A 16,106-nucleotide genomic window follows, 5' to 3' on the forward strand; every position below is an offset into this window, starting at 1 on the left:
CTGACTTTATTATTCGTGATTTTCCCGAAAATCCTGCTCATGCTGGCCATCTCGCCGTTTGTTATATTGAAGGACTGATTGACCAAAACTTGCTTTCCGATTTAATGGAGAGCTTGATTACAGAGATGGGCTCCGCAGATAATTTTATGTTTAAGGAAAATACTGCAGCTTCTTTGTTAAAAAACACAATTCCGTCTGGAAATATTCAAATGATACATTCGCAAAATGAAGTATATCAAGCCATCCTCTCCGGGAATGCCGTCATTGTCATCGACGGAAACAACTATGCTTTGGTAGTTTCCATCGCAGGCGGAGTAAGACGAGCTATTCAGGAACCCAGTACTCAAACCGTAGTGCGGGGTCCTAAAGAAGGATTTACGGAGGATATCTCAACCAACATCACACTGATCAGAAGAAAATTGCGGACACCTGACCTTAAATTTGATAGTCATATTATTGGGCGATATACACAAACCAAAGTCATGTTAGCTTACATTGAAAATGTCGCTAATCCAGAAGTAATACAGGAAATTACAAAACGGCTTCAATTTATTGATACAGACAGCATACTTGAAAGTGGCTATATCGAAGAATTTATACAGGATGAACCACTTAGTCTCTTTCCCACCATGCTAAACTCAGAGCGTCCGGATGCAGTCGCAGGTAGCCTTTTAGACGGACAAGTAGCTGTTCTGGTTGATGGGACACCATTCGCTCTGATTGCACCTGTAACCTTCTTTAATTTCTTTCAAACGGCCGAAGACTACTACCAGAGATATGACATTTCAACTTTTTTAAGGGCTCTTCGTGTGGTATCTTTTCTAGTCTCATTGTTGCTTCCCTCTCTATTTATAGCCTTGACGACTTTCCAACAGGAAATGATCCCCACCACGCTGTTAATTACGCTGATGGCTCAACGGGAAGGAACTCCTTTTCCTGCATTATTGGAAGCTTTAATGATGGAATTGATGTTTGAAGTGATTCGTGAAGCAGGTGTGCGAATGCCACGGGTCATCGGACCAGCCGTTTCCATTGTAGGAGCTTTGGTTATCGGGCAGGCAGCGGTGCAAGCCGGACTGGTCTCAGGTGCAATGGTTATCGTTGTTGCCTTCACTGCTATATCGAACTTTGTCATCCCGTATTTTGGTATGGCTTCAGCAGTCAGGTTGTTGCGTTTTGCACTTATGCTACTGGCAGGGGCTCTGGGCTTATTCGGTATTCTGATAGGAATTATCCCCCTTCTTGTTCATCTTGTATCTCTCAAATCATTCGGAGTTGATTATTTTGTGCCCTACAGCCCCACCTTTAAATCTAATATGAAGGACCTTATCATCAGAGCTCCGTGGTGGGCTATGAAAACCAGACCTAGCGAAAAAACAGGACATAACCAGACAAGACAGGCAGCTCACCAATACCCTGCTAGTTCGGATGAAATCAAAAATAATGACAAGTCTGATACCCAAAAATAGGAGAGATCAATGGTGCGGCAATTAAGAGTTAGTTATGTTCTGTTTATTGCAGGATTATTACTTACAGGGTGCGTAGATCGTACAGAATTGAACGAATTAGCCATCACAACAGCAACTGGAATTGATGGACATAAAGGCGACTGGATCAATACCTATCAAATTATAATTCCATCAGCCATGACGACTGGATCAGGTGGTTCTTCCACCGGGGCATCGCAAAGCGCTGTACATACCTTTTCTACACATGGAAAAACATTGAGAGAGACCGTTATGAAGAGTAGCCTGGAATACCCACGTAAACTATATTTCGCCCAAAATAATATACTCGTTATTGGAAAAAAAGCAGCAGAACAAGGCATTGAAGAGATTATTGATATTTACCTCCGCAACCTTGATTCACGAGAAACTGTAAAAGTATTCATTGCCAACGGAGAGGCTCGTGATTTTTTGAGAAAGCTTGTACCACCAGAGAAAATTCCTGGTCAAGCTTTAGAAAAGATTATAGAAAGAGATAGCAAATTAGGCTCAATTTACCCCGCAATATCCATGTATGAATTTATTTCGAAAATTAGCTCCGATAGTGCAGCCGGAGTTCCAGAAATATCTCTTGTGGGTTCCGAGCCGGAGAAACTAGATTCTGTTGATGTTTTCAAGGAAACCTCCGCCAAAAATAAACTCAAGTTATCGGGCTTAAGTATTTTTCAGAAAGACAAGAGAGTCGGCTTCCTAAATGAAAAGGAAAGTATGGGGGTTTCATGGTTAAACAACCAGATTAAAAACACTACTGTAAACTATGTGGATGGAAATGTTATGTCCGCTTTCCTCATCCGGAAAGCCAAGGTTAAGGTTACGCCAATCAAGAATTTAAATCATTATTACCTCAACGTTGACGTTAAAGCTACTGGTGATCTTCTGTCAGCCTCTTCGCAAAGAGAAATGAAAGATATGCAAAGTATACATCAATTGCAGATGCAAGCAGCGGAAATAATCAAATTACAAATTCAGGAAGGCTGGAAAGCCTTACAGCAAAAGAATATCGACCTTATTGGTGTTGGAAATAAAATTCATCACAAGTATCCAAAAGACTGGAAAAAAATAAAAGAGACATGGCCTGAAGAGTTCGCAAACATGGATATAAAAATAGGTGTGAAAATGAAGCTTGCACGTCCGGGATTATTCGAAAAATCTTTTAACGAACTGTTGAAAAATGAATAAGCAGGGAGAGGTGAATTGAAGCAATGCGTAAAAATACAATCCGAGTATCCGAGCTGATCATTTGTATGTCTTTGTTTGAGGTTGGAAGTACAACTTTGTTTTTAATGGGAGCTGAAGCAAAGCAAGATGCTTGGTTAGTTATGTTGGTAGGAGCTTTAGCAGGACTTCTTCTGCTAAAGCTCCATCTTGCTATTCACCATCAAGATCCTGATTTGGATTTGTTCATGTTGTTTCGCCGTTACACAGGGAAATATGTGGGTACAATCATTAACTTACTTTTTGTGATGTATTTTACATATGAAGCATCTCGAAACATACGCGATTTAGGCGAGGTAACAGTAATGACTTTGCTCCGCCAAACCCCTTTGTGGATCATCATCTTGATCACAATCGTGGTCGTATCCAACACGGTTCGTTACGGCTACAAAGCATTGTTCTTATTTTGCTTGTTCCTTTTCCCTTTTTTTGTACTTGGATACGCCATAATTAGTATATTAATCCCGGCAACTGGTCTCTTTCACTTGGAAAATTCTCTTCCGGTTTTAGAGGAAGGATGGAAACCCATATTTAAAGCCGCTATTCCTGAGCTTATCTCCTTTCCATTCGGACAAACTGTGTTATTTCTTGTATTTTACCCGCTTGTACATAAAGGCCGGAATATCACAAAACCCGTTTTCTTTGCCTATATAATGACCGCACTTGCTCTAACATTTGTTAATCAATTGGATATTTTTGTTCTCGGACCCAAGATCGCCGCAAATAGCACACTTCCTCTTTTGGAAACAGTTCAGTTGATTGAATTAGCAGATCTGTTCGAACGAATGGATGCCCTTTTCACCTTGCTTCTTTTTCTTGGCTTGATCATCAAAATGTCTTTATTTTTTAATGGTGCCGTAATAGGACTTGAAAAAATAACCGGAGTCGGATTTAAAAAATGGATTCTTCCCCTTGCAGCACTTATTTATGGTCTTTCTTTTTTGTCGCCTAACTATATTCATCACATGGTAATCGGTCGAAAATTTGTTCTTAATTCCTGGTTTCCTATTTTTCAAATTTTCCTCCCTTTGTTACTATTTACCGTTATTGTTATTAAAAAAAGAAAAAAGACAAATAAACAGTCCTCTTCATAAGGATACGGTAGTTCAATACTCCGAAGTTATGCCTCTATCTCAGCAGCTACACCATACACGGTAAGAAGAGCAGAACTATAGTATGCCTATCATTCAAGTATTCAGCCTCTTTTATTGTGCTTTTTCTATTTCATCGGCACGATGTGAAGTGTCCCATCCTCGCTAAACTCTGCATAGGCAATCTCGTCGATACTATCATATCCCTGCTCTCGCACCTTTACTTTAATCTGTTCAATATCGATTGACTTCCCACGCATAGATTCGTTTAGCAACCTTCCCTTATCAATGACAGTAACAGAAAAAAGGTCAGGCTGTGCATCGATTCCCATATCCTGAGCAGCAGGTGGCTCGTATTCGGGTTTGCGCATGACTGACAATGAGCCGTTCGTCTCTAGAGTGGCGTACCAGACCTCACGCAGAGAAAAAATATTTTGCTGGCGTAGCATGGAGAGTAGCTGTGTAAATTCTATATCATATTTCTCCAGCATTTTTTGATTAACCTGTCCTTTATCTACGAGCAGCACTGTTCGACCTTCTGCCATATATCCAAATTTCACAAAATGGGTCGTCGCTTTCTCGAAAAAGTAGGCCAGCGCGCACCATAGTGCTAGAGCAAACAAAAAATGCCAGATCGTCACTTTATCGTCATATAACGTATTTCCTACAATTTCGCTTAATACCAATGATGTCAGAAAATCGAGCGGTGTTAACTGACTGAGTGTTTTCCGGCCTGTAATAAAAGTAATGATCCACAAGCCAAAAAAGCTGATGATCAATTTGACACCAATCGTAACAAATACCTCCATAAATAGACCTCCCGGAAGAAGTTGTTTTCCTTATGTGTTATTTACACCTGTCTATCTCAGCATAAACAGAGGGGTTATTCCCAAAAATTGTCCGATTAAAAAAGCCCGCTACCAACTAGAGGCAGCGAACTTTTTAATTACGGCTATTATATATTCTTTGTTTTCGTGTATTCACATAATTATCTACTTTTCACCAGTAGCTGAATTGCTTCTTTAACCAGCTTATCTGTATCTCCTCCAGCTTCTCGCTCTTCCAATATACAACGTTGCAGATTTTCTGCTACAATTTGGGCTATTGCTTTATCTGATGCGTTGCGTACAGCTGATAGCTGGCTGACTACATCCTTGCACGACTTTCCCTCATCCATTAAACGAAGCACCCCACGCACCTGGCCCTCAATCCTTCTCAAGCGCGTTTTCAGTTCATCACTGTAATTGTAATCCATAAGCAATGCACTCCTTTTCTGACTTACCATATACACGTATAGGTATATTATAAACCAAAAAAGTAAATAGAATACCCTAAATAAATAGATTCACCTTCCCCTGTGAAGCATCCCCCAAGTAGGCGGCCACTCCAGCATACTCCAGACCATCTATTAGCTCTGCTTGCTGCAGTCCTAATAGATCCATTGTCATGGTACAAGCAACGAGCTTGATGCCCTGCTCTCGTGCCAACTCTATAAGCTGCGGCAAGGAAAGCGCATTGTGCTTTTTCATGACATGCCTGATCATCTGTGGTCCCAGTCCGACGAAATTCATTTTGGAAAGTGCTAGCTTTTTCGGTCCACGAGGCATGATCCAGCCAAAGGCTTTTTCGAGCATTCCTTTATTGGAGCGTATGAGTTCATCCTTACGCAATATATTTAGTCCCCAAAATGTAAAGAAAATAGTTACTTCATGATCATATGCCGCCGCTCCATTCGCAATAATGAATGCAGCAAGTGCCTTATCCAGCTCGCCGCTGAATAATATAATCGTTGTTTTGGGCTGAGCTTGCTCTTGATTCTCTGCATAAGTTCCTGCTGCTGTACTCATATAGAATCGCTCCCCATTGTTTCTCCTGCCCAGTCGGATATGCCTGAAAGCACAGATTTGACGTTTTTAGCTCCTTTGTCTGCCAACAAGCGGCAGGCCCTTTCACTGCGTGCTCCAGCTTGGCAGATCACTGCGATCTCTTCTTCCAAGTTAAGTTCAGAAAGTCTGTTCTCCAGTTCGCCAAGAGGGATATGTTTAGATCCAGGGATATGTTTAAGCGCGAATTCGGCGGGTTCACGAACATCGAGCAAAATGAAGTTCTCTTTTAAAGAACATTTTGCTTGTAGCTCTTCATGGCTTATCGTAGAAGAAAATATTTGCTCCTTCATCACTTCAGCCGGATTTGCTTTGCGTAAATAATGTCGCATTACATCTCCTTCTTGGAGAGTGCCCAAATATTGATGTCCAGTGTTTTTAGCCCAGCTCTGAAAATCGGCTAATGAACCTTTGTCAGTCGCTTGAACCTCCATAATCTTTCCGGGAACGAGGTCATTCATAGCCTTTTTTGTTTTTACAATAGGCATAGGACAAGCTAGCCCTTTGCAATCAAGAATATGATCTGCTTGGATATTGTTAATTGATGACATTCTATAACCTCCGCCTTTTTTTGTGGGTTAGTCTAGCACTATTTTCTTTATACATATACCCCTATGGGTATAAGAATAACGAGACTCGCTTCCCTTGTCAACCTAGTTAGCTCCTTTCGCTCAGAAACTAACGAATTTATGCCTTGTACTAACTAAAAGCAAACAAAAAAAGCCGCACAAAAGCGCGACTCTACTGCATACATAAAATTAATCGTCTATTTTCATCAGTTCTGGTAGATCCAGCGACATCGAGATATTACATAGCATGCCTCTGGCGAGAAAAAGCATCGTTTTTTCCATGGCTTGTTCAATATCTGCCTGCCGGAAAGCATTATAGACCGTCGTATGGATCTCACGTAGCCCCTGTTGCATCACGGTTACAACCACATCCTCACGGATCGTCTGCGCCTGCATTTGTAAGAGGATTTCATTGCGATAGTCCATCATAATTTGCGAATAGGCTGCAATCAGTTCTTGCTCTAACTGCTCAGACGAAGCCGAATGAATGACCTGGTGAAAAGAGTTTATGATGCGTGCAAATGAAACCTTCAACGCTTCAATAAGCAAAGCTTCCTTGGTAGCAAAAAAGCGGAAAACATAGGGCTGAGAAATATTGGCCCGTTCCGCAACTTTGGCCGTTGTAGCTCGATAGTAGCCCATCTCTGCAAAGACTTCGATAGCAGCAGATATGATTTCCTTTTGGCGATTTATTGATGTTGATGTAGCTTTAGCCATATTTTCTCATCCTTTGTTTGTTACATTTTCCTAGTAGTGATTAATCAATTACTAATTAGTATAAATGTCACACTCTAAAAATGCAATCGACCAAAAAAGTCGCCTCCCTAATCATGATGGAAACGACTCCTTTGGCACACTCCATTATGGCGTCATCGTGTTAAAGTATAACCGAACATAATTGACCTTTTGCGTTTTGATTTGATAAGAAAATACTAAATAATAACTAAGATCTGACGTGTTGTTGATCGTATAATTAGCTTCTGCTGTGCCGGATGTGTCTTTAGAGGTGTCAATTGTTTCTGTGGGCTGGCCTAGTTCGCTAATAACTTGATTAATAAGCAACTTTTTATATTGTGGGTCGAAAGAAGTAATTTCTGTAACTTTGTCACTTCCATCCAGTATGAGATCTGTATGATATTTGGCGTAACTTCTCATAGGGCCTGTAGAACCAGAATCGGATTTCCCCCATAGCTCGAACAACAGATCGCTGCTCGTTCCTAGACCAATACCTTTAGGCAGATTGGGCAACGTCCCCTGCTTGGCTGCGCTCATTATAGCAGCTGCGGAGCTGTGTTTACTGTCAGGTGTGGCTGTACTACTAGCAGGTTTCTGCTGTGTCGAGGTTAAACCTTGATCAGACTTTTTTCCAGGTTTCTTGGAATTTTCTGCATCCGCACTAGGCTTACTGATATCTGTATTCGTCTTGTTATTGGGAGTATCTTGCTCATTTGTATTGATGTCTGTGTTCTGATCTGTTGAATTACTGGTAGATGGTGTGGCTGATTTTGTTGTAGATGGAGCAATTGAGCTTGCTTCTCCACTATTGCCGCATCCTGTCATTACAGCAAAACCGATTGCTAATAAAGCGCTGGTAGTAACTAGCTTGCAAGCTAACTTTTTACGATTGCGAGACTGATGTATAGGTTTCATTATGAGATCACTCTTTCCTTGTTCTTGAGTACAAACCAAGTGTAACCGCACCTCGTTTCGAGAATACCTCTACTTGTATCCAACTTGTAAACAATAGCGTTATAAATTTCTAATACATCCTACCTGCGATCGTAAGCGCCTAGCTGTTGTTTAGAAAAGGCGTAAGGGGAGTCACTCTTCTTCAACCATATATTCCCTTTCACAATAAAAATGTATATAGCAAAAACAAAGTAGATTGTGCCTGCAATCCAGTCTATTGCCGTAGGAATGTCTCGCTTTACAATTTCATGGATATACCAGATTCCGACAGGGACATGCAGGAGAACTGCCGTACACAAACCGGGATTATATACAGTTTTTGCTTTGAGATTGACAACAATTCCGTGCCAGATGACCTGAAAAAATCCCATCAAAACAGGTGCGAGTCCAAGCCAGATTACGTGGGGAAACCAGACGGGGAGTAGATAAAATACATAGGCAATTGCCACATTAATGATCATCGCTGATTGAGTGTTCAAGGGGTAATGATCCGGGGCTTCACTTTTAAACAAAACATTGTTAAATAAACCCGCAAAATATCCGGGCCAGCGGTATTCTTCAAATTGGTGAAACAAAATTGCCACAAAGCTTAACCACAGTTTGCCTGATAGATCCGATAAGATGGCTGAATTCATAAGCAAAACAATACATACAGCCACTCCAATGATGCCTCCTGCATCTTGCCAATATTTTCTCAAAAATTCCATGGTATTCACCCCTGAGATTTATTTTTGATCAAAATATCTTTCAAACAGCAGGTTTAATTGTTCCTCTATTGTAGGCATTTCCACAACTGCTCCAGATTCAAGAATCGGACTCATCAGTGCAGGCAGAAAAATGGCTCCGAATACTTGCAGCATCATAGCTAACAACCGCTCTGGCTGTTGCTCACCTGTTAGCTCCTTGATTGTGTTCTGGACCTTTGGAAACCCCATCATGTTTAAAAATCTTCCGTATTCCTGTTGAGATGTAAAGGGCGTGCTGCCCATCACAATAATTCGTGACAGTAGCTCTGGATATTGGCGAATGACCTGTAAATAGTTAAGTAAAAATTGTTTCAGTCTATCTTGCGGGGGCATCGCTGTATTGTCCAAAACAGAAAATGTGTGCTGAAAGCTGTTTAGGATCACTTCGATAGCTTCGCTGAGCAAATTTTCTTTGGAGCCAAAATAATAATTAACTAGAGAAATATTAGTACCAGACAGGTCAGCAATTTTTCGGATTGTAACCGCCTCGAAACCTTTCTTTTGGATAAACTCCAGCGTAGACTGTAGAATTTTTTCTTTGGTCTGTTGTTTTTTGTCTGGGTGACTCATCTTTTTCCTCCTCCTGTTTAGTTTAATCCTAAAGGACAAATGAAACGGACTACTTTAAGCAAAACAACAATTTAAGCAAAAATTAAAACGATATTTAAAACACTGTTTAAATTATTGTTTGAACTTAGCTTAGCACTTTACATTTCACAAAACAAGTAAAGATATGAGAATTAGGCTATGAAAAAACCCGCAAAACGAATCAGATCGTTTGCGGGTTGAGTGAAGTGAGATTAAGAAAAGACTAAACTAAATTGCCCAATTTCCTTTGCGGAACACAGCCTCTGTGCTTCCGTCTTGCAGTTCACCATCAATATCCAGCTCGGCTGAGCCGATCATAAAGTCAACATGAGTCAGGCTGACATTGGCACCGTTCTGGAGTAACTCCTCCCGGTTCATTTGTGTCCCATTTTCGATATTAAATGGATACGCACTGCCTAGGGCCAAGTGACAGGAGGCATTTTCGTCGATACCTGTATTATAAAAGATGCGATTGAGATTGGAAATCGGTGAATCGTGCGGCACCAGGGCAACTTCTCCCAGATAGCAGGCCCCTTCATCTGTAGCGAGCAAATGAGTGAGATGCTGCTCGCCGGATTCTGCTGTATATTCGGTGACCTTACCGTCCTTAAAGGTAAACGTAATGCGATCTACCAGTTGCCCATTTAAATTAAGTGGCATGGTACTTGTGATGTGGCCATTGACACCTGTACGCTTAGGCATTGTGAACACTTCTTCTGTCGGCATATTTGCCACAGTATAAATTCCTTGGGCGTTTTCGCCGCCACCACCACGCCAAATATGTCTTTCGGCCAATTCAATTTTCAAATCTGTTCCTGGTGCACGATAATGGAGGCTTTTATAGTTTTTATGATTCAGCTTGTTTTGTAGCTGTTCGAGATTGTTTAAATGTCCCTGCCAATTTTGAATTGGATCGGAGCCGTCTACACGATTCATTTGGAAAATCGTATCCCACATGACACGAATTCGGTCCTCTTCTGCTATATCGGCAAATACTTTATCTGCCCAAGCCTTCGTCGGCGCTTTAATCAGGCACCAACTAATCTTAGCATTCCGCGTATAGTGAGCATAGCCTTCTCTCGCCGTAGCCGCCGCCTTTGTTGCGCGTGAAACGTGTTCCGGGTCAATACCTTGATATAAATCCGGGTTCGGCACTTTAATCGTTAGCGTAGCTCCACCCTCTTCGGCGAATTTCTCCATCATGTCTGCTTTCCAAGCAGGATAGTAATCAAAGCTGGCTTCGTCACCATGTTCAAAACGACTGCGTGTAATGGAATCGTCCTCAAACTCTACCTGTACATATTTAGCGCCTGCTTCATAGGCTTTGCTGACAATCAGACGTGTAAACTCAACAGTTTCCAGTGGTGCAGTTACCAACAACGCCTGTCCTGGCTGAATGTTGACCCCTACTCTTACGACCAGTTCTGCGTATTGCTCCAACAATGATTCAAATGTACTCATTTTTCCACGCTCCTGTTTCGTTTTAATAATATTGAATGGCTTCATCACTACAGTGCAGATTGCTTCTCCAAATCACGCAGCTCCACTCTCCGTATTTTTCCTGAGCTGGTTTTAGGGAGTTCCTGAATAAATTCTATTTTTCGTGGATATTTGTAAGGTGCCGTCCATGTTTTCACATGATGTTGCAGTTCCTTTACTAACTCCGGTGATCCTTCTACCCCGGCTTTGAGCACGATGAAAGCTTTCACAACATGTCCACGGATTTCATCCGGGCTGGCTACCGCTGCACATTCCTGCACAGAATCATGCTTCATCAGCGCTTCTTCTACTTCAAAAGGACCAATGGTATAGCCAGAACTGATAATGATATCATCACCGCGTCCTTCAAACCAAAAATATCCATCCTCATCCTTTCGAGCCCGGTCTCCTGTAACAAAATAATCTCCATGCACACTAGCTAATTTGCGTTCTGGATCATGATAATACGTATGAAACAATGCCGGCAGATCAGCACGCACTGCAATATCGCCCACTTGCCCTGGAGCCAGCGGAATACCATCCTCGTCTACGACCTCAACAAGTCCCGGTGCAATGGATTTGCCCATCGAGCCTGTGCGCAGAGGTGTGTCTCTTAGATTTCCAATAATTAACGTACTCTCGGTTTGGCCGTAGCCATCACGAATCGTAATGTTGAACTGCTCCTGAAACTTGTTGATAACCTCCTGATTGAGCGGCTCCCCCGCAGAAACTGCGCTGCGCAATAGGGATAGATCGTATTGATCCAAACCATCCATTTTTGCCATAATTCGATATTCAGTTGGCGTACAACATAACACTTGGACTCCGTATTGCTGCAGCAACTGCAAATAACGACCCGGACGGAACGAACCATTATATACGAATCCAGTCGCCCCATTTCCCAGTACCGATAAAAACGGACTCCAAATCCATTTTTGCCAGCCAGGTGCGGCTGTGGCCCATACTATGTCTGAAGCTTGAATGTCCAACCATGGTGATGTTATCCGCAGATGGGCATATCCCCAGCCATGGCTATGTACAACAGCTTTAGGATTTCCTGTGGTACCCGAAGTATAGGCCAGAATGGCCATGTCGTCACGGTGTGTCTTCACAGCTTCAAAAATATCTTCTTGTCCTTCCATCAGCTCATCCAGCACAAGCCAACCAGGTGCATTTGCTGTGTGGTCCCCGGGGACTACAATGCGGTGAGCCAAAGCAGGCAAATCATCACTTATTTTATCTACTTCACCTGTTACTCCGGTCCAGGCAATGACTGCACGCGCTTCCGAATGGCGAAGGCGATATGCAATATCCTTGGCCCGCAGCATTTCTGAAGATGGGATGACAGCAAGCCCCAGCTTCAAGCATGCCAGATAAATGACATATGCAATAATACGCCGTGGTACTACGACCAGAACTCTATCTCCTTTGTTAAATCCCAGACTTGCAAGTCCACCAGCCAGCCGATTTGCCTTTTTCAACAGCTCTCCGTAGGTGATTTCTTCGTATTCCCCTGTCTCACTTAACCACTTGAGTGCGGTCTTACCAGCCTCATGGTGTTCCATTTCCGAAGTCATATTGTAATATTCAGGCGCAAGCCATTGTTGCTGATCAGTCAAGTTATACCTTCCCCTTTATACATAAGATAAGAGCAACTTCCTTTATGTAGTATAACACGTCTTAGTACCAGGTTCTAATACCAGAATTAATTTATTTGGAAAAAAATAAAATTTGTAAAACAAACGACAAAAAGAAAGAGCCTGAATACAGACTCTTTTCTTTACTATTATTGTAATCTACAACTCAATGTCTACCACTGTAGAAGCCGCTTCCTGCCCATTTACGAGCAGCACAATTCGGTGCGCTCCCGCATAATGACGACGAGTTGTCAGGTCTGCGAACCGGTGTGTTCGTGTACCCGTTAGACGGGTTCCTCCAGGGACCGTTTTGTCAGAAAGCAAAAACAGTTTGCGTGAAACTTGTCCTCTCGCCTTTACAAAGTCGATGCCATATTCGATGCGAACTCGTAAAGGTTCACCTTCTCGAAGCTGAAGCACATAGCTCAGTTCACTGTGATCCCCGATCTTTAATACGGCAGGGTCTGTGGTGAAAGAGGCTGCTGTGACCAGCGGCACCCCATCCGTATCATCCGCATAGCCGAACATGGCCATCACTTCAGGGATGGATTTGCGAATCAGGGATCGACAGCCATGACGCACAATCCAGTCGGTATCAGGATGTGCGCCCTTCCACCGTTGAGCCGTTGCGATGACAATATCGGGATGATCCTTGGCAATATCGTTCAGGTTGTTGGCTACACTTTTACGTACATACAATGATGGATCGGCCTTCAGCAGTTCCAATACGGCCAATACCGGAGCAGGATCACGTTTGAAGACAGGCAGCGCCTGTCCCCAAGGCAGCCGTGGACGACAACCTTCGCTGGCAAGACGGCGGACGTGTTCACTGGGGTGTCCCGCCCAGGTCATCATCTGCCGCATCATCCGTTCTGGTTCACGCAGGAGGAAGGGTCTCACAGCGAACTCCGCAGAGGATTTTAATGTAAATCGCTCCAGTGCATTCATGGACAGGTCCCAATGCTCTTCTCCCTGCCCATATACCTCTACGAAATCAGGGAAAAACAAGTACGGAAATCCGCTACAGTACTCATCAATGGCAAATAATATAGAAAGAGCTTCTTCATAACTACTGGGCAAAAACGCCCCTAATGTTAACGAAATACGCCGTATTCGTTCTTTTAGCTCCAGCTCTCCCCATTTTTTATCCATAACTTGATGGATAAATCCGTCAATGTCGAACGGACTGTATGCAGCCTGTACTCTTTCACCGAATAGACGAAGGAATTCCTCCGTGTACATATTTTTTAAGGGTTCAGCCATTGTATATCTCCTTTTAAATATGAATGTAAGCAAGAAGCGATGAACGAACAATATCTTCGTATATGATAACCGTAAATCGTGACCCAGCACCAGCACTAAATGGGGTTAAGAGAATGGATATAAGACACATTAAAAAATGCCAAGTCCTAAGATTAGGACCTGACATTTTTCCATAATCACTACAAATCGAATGAGACTTATATTTTGTGTTGGACAAACCAGTCGGTAATACGTTGCAGTCGTTCCACGCGAAGCTGTGGGTGCCCTTTACGTGAAAGCTCGTGACTCGAAGCTGGGAAACGGACAAATTGGGTGGGCTTTCCCAAACGACGCAATGCTGTAAACAGCTGCTCTCCCTGCTCAATAGGGCAACGTAGATCCTGCTCTCCATGTAATAAGAGCAGCGGTGTATTGATTTGCTGTACATAAGCCAACGGGGACTGCCTCCACAAAAGCTCAAAATCATCCCATGGATTCCCGCCAACTTCATCTTCCGTAAACGAGTACCCTATGTCACTCACCCCATACATTGACAGCCAGTTAGATATGGAACGCTGGGTCACAGCTGCGCGGAAACGATCCGTATGCCCGACAATCCAGTTTGTCATAAAGCCACCATAGCTGCCTCCCGTGACACCCAGTCTTTCTGGATCGATGAATGGGAATTTGCGTATAGCCTCGTCCACGGCGCTCAGTAGATCGGTGTAATCACGTCCGCCGTAATCTCCAAGGACAACATTGGTAAAAGACTGTCCATACCCTCGACTTCCTCCCGGGTTCGTATAGATGACTACATACCCCCGAGCCGCCAGCAACTGAAACTCATGAAAAAAGGAATTGGAATACATGGCATGGGGACCGCCGTGAATTTCCAAAATGGCAGGATAAGCCTCCCCCTCCTTAAAACCAGCAGGCTTCATCACCCATCCCTGCACGCGTCGACCATCCTCGACCTCCGTCCAGAAGCTCTCAGGTGCACTAATCTCAATCTCATCAAGCAGAGCATCATTCACTCGTGTTAGCCGTTCCTCGGTCCCTGAATGGATCGCAATCCGAAACAAATCGCCTGGTAAAGCGACATTGGTGGAAGCAGCAATGATATGCTGCTCATCCGAAGTAAGCTCGAATTGGTAAATTTCCCGTTCTCCTTGGGTTAAAATTTTAAAAGTTCCATCAAGCGCAAACTGATATACGTGCACATTTCCTTCAATGGTTACCAGCGTATACAGGGATTGACTGTCCGCACTGAAGCGTGGTGGTCCTACATGAAGATGTGAACGCATGTCGCTCATACCCGCATTACCGAGGTGAGCATCAAGTGTCTCACTAACGCATACTGCCGTCCCGCCACTGGAGGGAACCGTATACAGTCGAGTCTGAGTAGCGCCTTTGGCATGACGATCATGACCGTAAAAGGCAATCAATGTACCATCGGGAGAGAATGCAGCGCTCTCGATTTGAAGCTCGGAATGAGTCAGCTTAAACGGTACTGTCGCATTGCTATTAGAAGTCGCAGGAGCTACCGTAAACAAATCACTTTGCTTGCGTAAATCCGTATCCTCTTTGGAATGCTCCGCTATTCTAGCGACAAATAAAATCTGTTGGCCATTCGGTGACCAGACAGGCTCCGCGACATCATAAGCGCCGGATGTCAATTGAACCGTGTGCCCTGAAGTCACATCAGTTACATACAAGTGATCACGAGTATCATCCCACAGCCCATAGCCGTCGGATTTAGCTTTTGTTCGATTAACTACTCGTCCCTCAAGCTGTGTCTCCTGCTTTCCTGCGTCGCATGTAGGAGTTGGCTGGTTCTCAGCAGTTTTAGCTACAAACGATATGTAGGCTCCATCCGGCGACCAGGCTAATGAACGAACATTGTTCCCTACGTGCGTAAGTTGTCGAGCTTCCCCCCCGCGTGCTGGAATAATCCATACCTGACGCTTGCCGTCTGTCGAACGGAGAAAAGCAAGTTGTGACCCGTCCGGTGACCAGACAGGTGTTTCATCTTTCGGTCCATATGTAAAGGGTATTGGAGTTTTACCTTCGAACGGCAACAGCCAAATAGCCGAGTTGTAGTCTGTCCGTTCTTTATTAATATACTGCTCTACGTAAGCAATTTCGCCACTCGTGGGATGAACAGCTGGATCGCTAACCCAGTGAAATCGATATAAATCCTCAGCTGTTATACGGCGTTTGGTTGTGCCAGATTGCGAGTTGCTCAAATAAATCCCTCCTTAATATTGTCAGATTTGTACAACTTCACATTCAATTAATCCGATTAATTTTATATGAATTTAAATATACAATTACGTTACTCTTTTTATGTATCTCTGTCAATTTGTCCAAAACTCAAAGAACCCTCTCTCCGTCACAATGACTCGAAAACACCGCTGCTTCGGTTGCTTTCTTGAGAGAAGGTCATATTTGTTATCGTTCTT

General features: G+C 43.2%; 15 protein-coding genes (1 of these 15 only partly in view). 3 read left to right on the forward strand and 12 right to left on the reverse strand.

Annotated elements, in window-relative coordinates; translation table 11 throughout:
- The 3 genes in view from ACXHJ1_RS20035 to ACXHJ1_RS20045 are tightly spaced (at most 23 nt apart) and all read left to right on the forward strand, a layout consistent with a single transcriptional unit that may run on beyond the window.
- Window positions 1–1,469, forward strand: partial view of a spore germination protein gene (locus tag ACXHJ1_RS20035; RefSeq protein WP_016819046.1) — the 3' portion only. Its footprint begins 151 nt before the window's first position; the window shows 1,469 of its 1,620 coding nt (coding positions 152–1,620); its start codon lies beyond the left edge, outside the window; the stop codon is at window positions 1,467–1,469.
- A 9-nt stretch (window positions 1,470–1,478) separates the two neighbouring features.
- A complete protein-coding gene (locus tag ACXHJ1_RS20040) occupies window positions 1,479–2,684 on the forward strand; it encodes a Ger(x)C family spore germination protein (RefSeq protein WP_045245171.1) in 1,206 nt (401 codons plus the stop codon).
- A 23-nt stretch (window positions 2,685–2,707) separates the two neighbouring features.
- On the forward strand, window positions 2,708–3,814 hold the full coding sequence (locus ACXHJ1_RS20045) for a GerAB/ArcD/ProY family transporter (protein WP_340864691.1): 1,107 nt from the start codon (window positions 2,708–2,710) through the stop codon (window positions 3,812–3,814).
- 125 nt (window positions 3,815–3,939) lie between these two features.
- Here ACXHJ1_RS20045 and ACXHJ1_RS20050 read toward each other — a convergent pair whose 3' ends face one another.
- The 12 genes from ACXHJ1_RS20050 to ACXHJ1_RS20105 all read right to left on the reverse strand — a co-directional run bounded on the left by ACXHJ1_RS20050 (window position 3,940) and on the right by ACXHJ1_RS20105 (window position 15,890).
- A complete protein-coding gene (locus ACXHJ1_RS20050; protein ID WP_457905114.1) occupies window positions 3,940–4,620 on the reverse strand; it encodes a YetF domain-containing protein in 681 nt (226 codons plus the stop codon).
- A 179-nt stretch (window positions 4,621–4,799) separates the two neighbouring features.
- A complete protein-coding gene (locus ACXHJ1_RS20055; protein WP_016819043.1) occupies window positions 4,800–5,066 on the reverse strand; it encodes a metal-sensitive transcriptional regulator in 267 nt (88 codons plus the stop codon).
- Between the two features lie 76 nt (window positions 5,067–5,142).
- Window positions 5,143–5,658, reverse strand: coding sequence for a DsrE/DsrF/DrsH-like family protein (locus ACXHJ1_RS20060; protein WP_107735055.1), 516 nt, complete (start codon window positions 5,656–5,658; stop codon window positions 5,143–5,145).
- Window positions 5,655–6,245 carry a sulfurtransferase TusA family protein gene (locus ACXHJ1_RS20065; RefSeq protein WP_107735054.1) on the reverse strand — a complete coding sequence of 197 codons (591 nt, stop codon included), beginning with the start codon at window positions 6,243–6,245 and terminating at the stop codon, window positions 5,655–5,657. Before ACXHJ1_RS20065 ends, ACXHJ1_RS20060 begins: the two co-directional genes overlap by 4 nt.
- A 207-nt stretch (window positions 6,246–6,452) precedes the next feature.
- Entirely contained in the window at window positions 6,453–6,980 is a 528-nt protein-coding gene (locus ACXHJ1_RS20070) for a TetR/AcrR family transcriptional regulator (RefSeq protein WP_025364836.1), read from the reverse strand.
- A gap of 144 nt (window positions 6,981–7,124) precedes the next feature.
- A complete protein-coding gene (locus ACXHJ1_RS20075; RefSeq protein ID WP_457905115.1) occupies window positions 7,125–7,913 on the reverse strand; it encodes a DUF4309 domain-containing protein in 789 nt (262 codons plus the stop codon).
- A gap of 119 nt (window positions 7,914–8,032) precedes the next feature.
- Window positions 8,033–8,659: an HXXEE domain-containing protein gene (locus tag ACXHJ1_RS20080; protein ID WP_107735051.1), complete on the reverse strand. Its 627-nt coding sequence runs from the start codon at window positions 8,657–8,659 to the stop codon at window positions 8,033–8,035.
- Between the two features lie 18 nt (window positions 8,660–8,677).
- Window positions 8,678–9,268 carry a TetR/AcrR family transcriptional regulator gene (locus ACXHJ1_RS20085; protein WP_107735050.1) on the reverse strand — a complete coding sequence of 197 codons (591 nt, stop codon included), beginning with the start codon at window positions 9,266–9,268 and terminating at the stop codon, window positions 8,678–8,680.
- A gap of 246 nt (window positions 9,269–9,514) precedes the next feature.
- Window positions 9,515–10,747 carry an aminopeptidase gene (locus ACXHJ1_RS20090; protein ID WP_029514312.1) on the reverse strand — a complete coding sequence of 411 codons (1,233 nt, stop codon included), beginning with the start codon at window positions 10,745–10,747 and terminating at the stop codon, window positions 9,515–9,517.
- Between the two features lie 47 nt (window positions 10,748–10,794).
- Entirely contained in the window at window positions 10,795–12,384 is a 1,590-nt protein-coding gene (locus ACXHJ1_RS20095) for an acyl-CoA synthetase (RefSeq protein ID WP_016819035.1), read from the reverse strand.
- 177 nt (window positions 12,385–12,561) lie between these two features.
- A complete protein-coding gene (locus ACXHJ1_RS20100) occupies window positions 12,562–13,665 on the reverse strand; it encodes a hypothetical protein (protein ID WP_044786503.1) in 1,104 nt (367 codons plus the stop codon).
- A gap of 197 nt (window positions 13,666–13,862) precedes the next feature.
- On the reverse strand, window positions 13,863–15,890 hold the full coding sequence (locus tag ACXHJ1_RS20105) for a S9 family peptidase (RefSeq protein ID WP_044786504.1): 2,028 nt from the start codon (window positions 15,888–15,890) through the stop codon (window positions 13,863–13,865).
- Window positions 15,891–16,106 lie beyond the last annotated feature (216 nt).

It is taken from the genome of Paenibacillus sp. ALE2, from assembly GCF_054113385.1.

Bases quoted from the DNA above. Each gene is read 5' to 3' on its own strand.
- ACXHJ1_RS20040 (WP_045245171.1), top strand. From the start codon at position 1,479: ATGGTGCGGCAATTAAGAGTTAGTTATGTTCTGTTTATTGCAGGATTA.
- ACXHJ1_RS20045 (WP_340864691.1), top strand. From the start codon at position 2,708: ATGCGTAAAAATACAATCCGAGTATCCGAGCTGATCATTTGTATGTCT.
- ACXHJ1_RS20050 (WP_457905114.1), bottom strand. From the start codon at position 4,620: ATGGAGGTATTTGTTACGATTGGTGTCAAATTGATCATCAGCTTTTTT.
- ACXHJ1_RS20055 (WP_016819043.1), bottom strand. From the start codon at position 5,066: ATGGATTACAATTACAGTGATGAACTGAAAACGCGCTTGAGAAGGATT.
- ACXHJ1_RS20060 (WP_107735055.1), bottom strand. From the start codon at position 5,658: ATGAGTACAGCAGCAGGAACTTATGCAGAGAATCAAGAGCAAGCTCAG.
- ACXHJ1_RS20065 (WP_107735054.1), bottom strand. From the start codon at position 6,245: ATGTCATCAATTAACAATATCCAAGCAGATCATATTCTTGATTGCAAA.
- ACXHJ1_RS20070 (WP_025364836.1), bottom strand. From the start codon at position 6,980: ATGGCTAAAGCTACATCAACATCAATAAATCGCCAAAAGGAAATCATA.
- ACXHJ1_RS20075 (WP_457905115.1), bottom strand. From the start codon at position 7,913: ATGAAACCTATACATCAGTCTCGCAATCGTAAAAAGTTAGCTTGCAAG.
- ACXHJ1_RS20080 (WP_107735051.1), bottom strand. From the start codon at position 8,659: ATGGAATTTTTGAGAAAATATTGGCAAGATGCAGGAGGCATCATTGGA.
- ACXHJ1_RS20085 (WP_107735050.1), bottom strand. From the start codon at position 9,268: ATGAGTCACCCAGACAAAAAACAACAGACCAAAGAAAAAATTCTACAG.
- ACXHJ1_RS20090 (WP_029514312.1), bottom strand. From the start codon at position 10,747: ATGAGTACATTTGAATCATTGTTGGAGCAATACGCAGAACTGGTCGTA.
- ACXHJ1_RS20100 (WP_044786503.1), bottom strand. From the start codon at position 13,665: ATGGCTGAACCCTTAAAAAATATGTACACGGAGGAATTCCTTCGTCTA.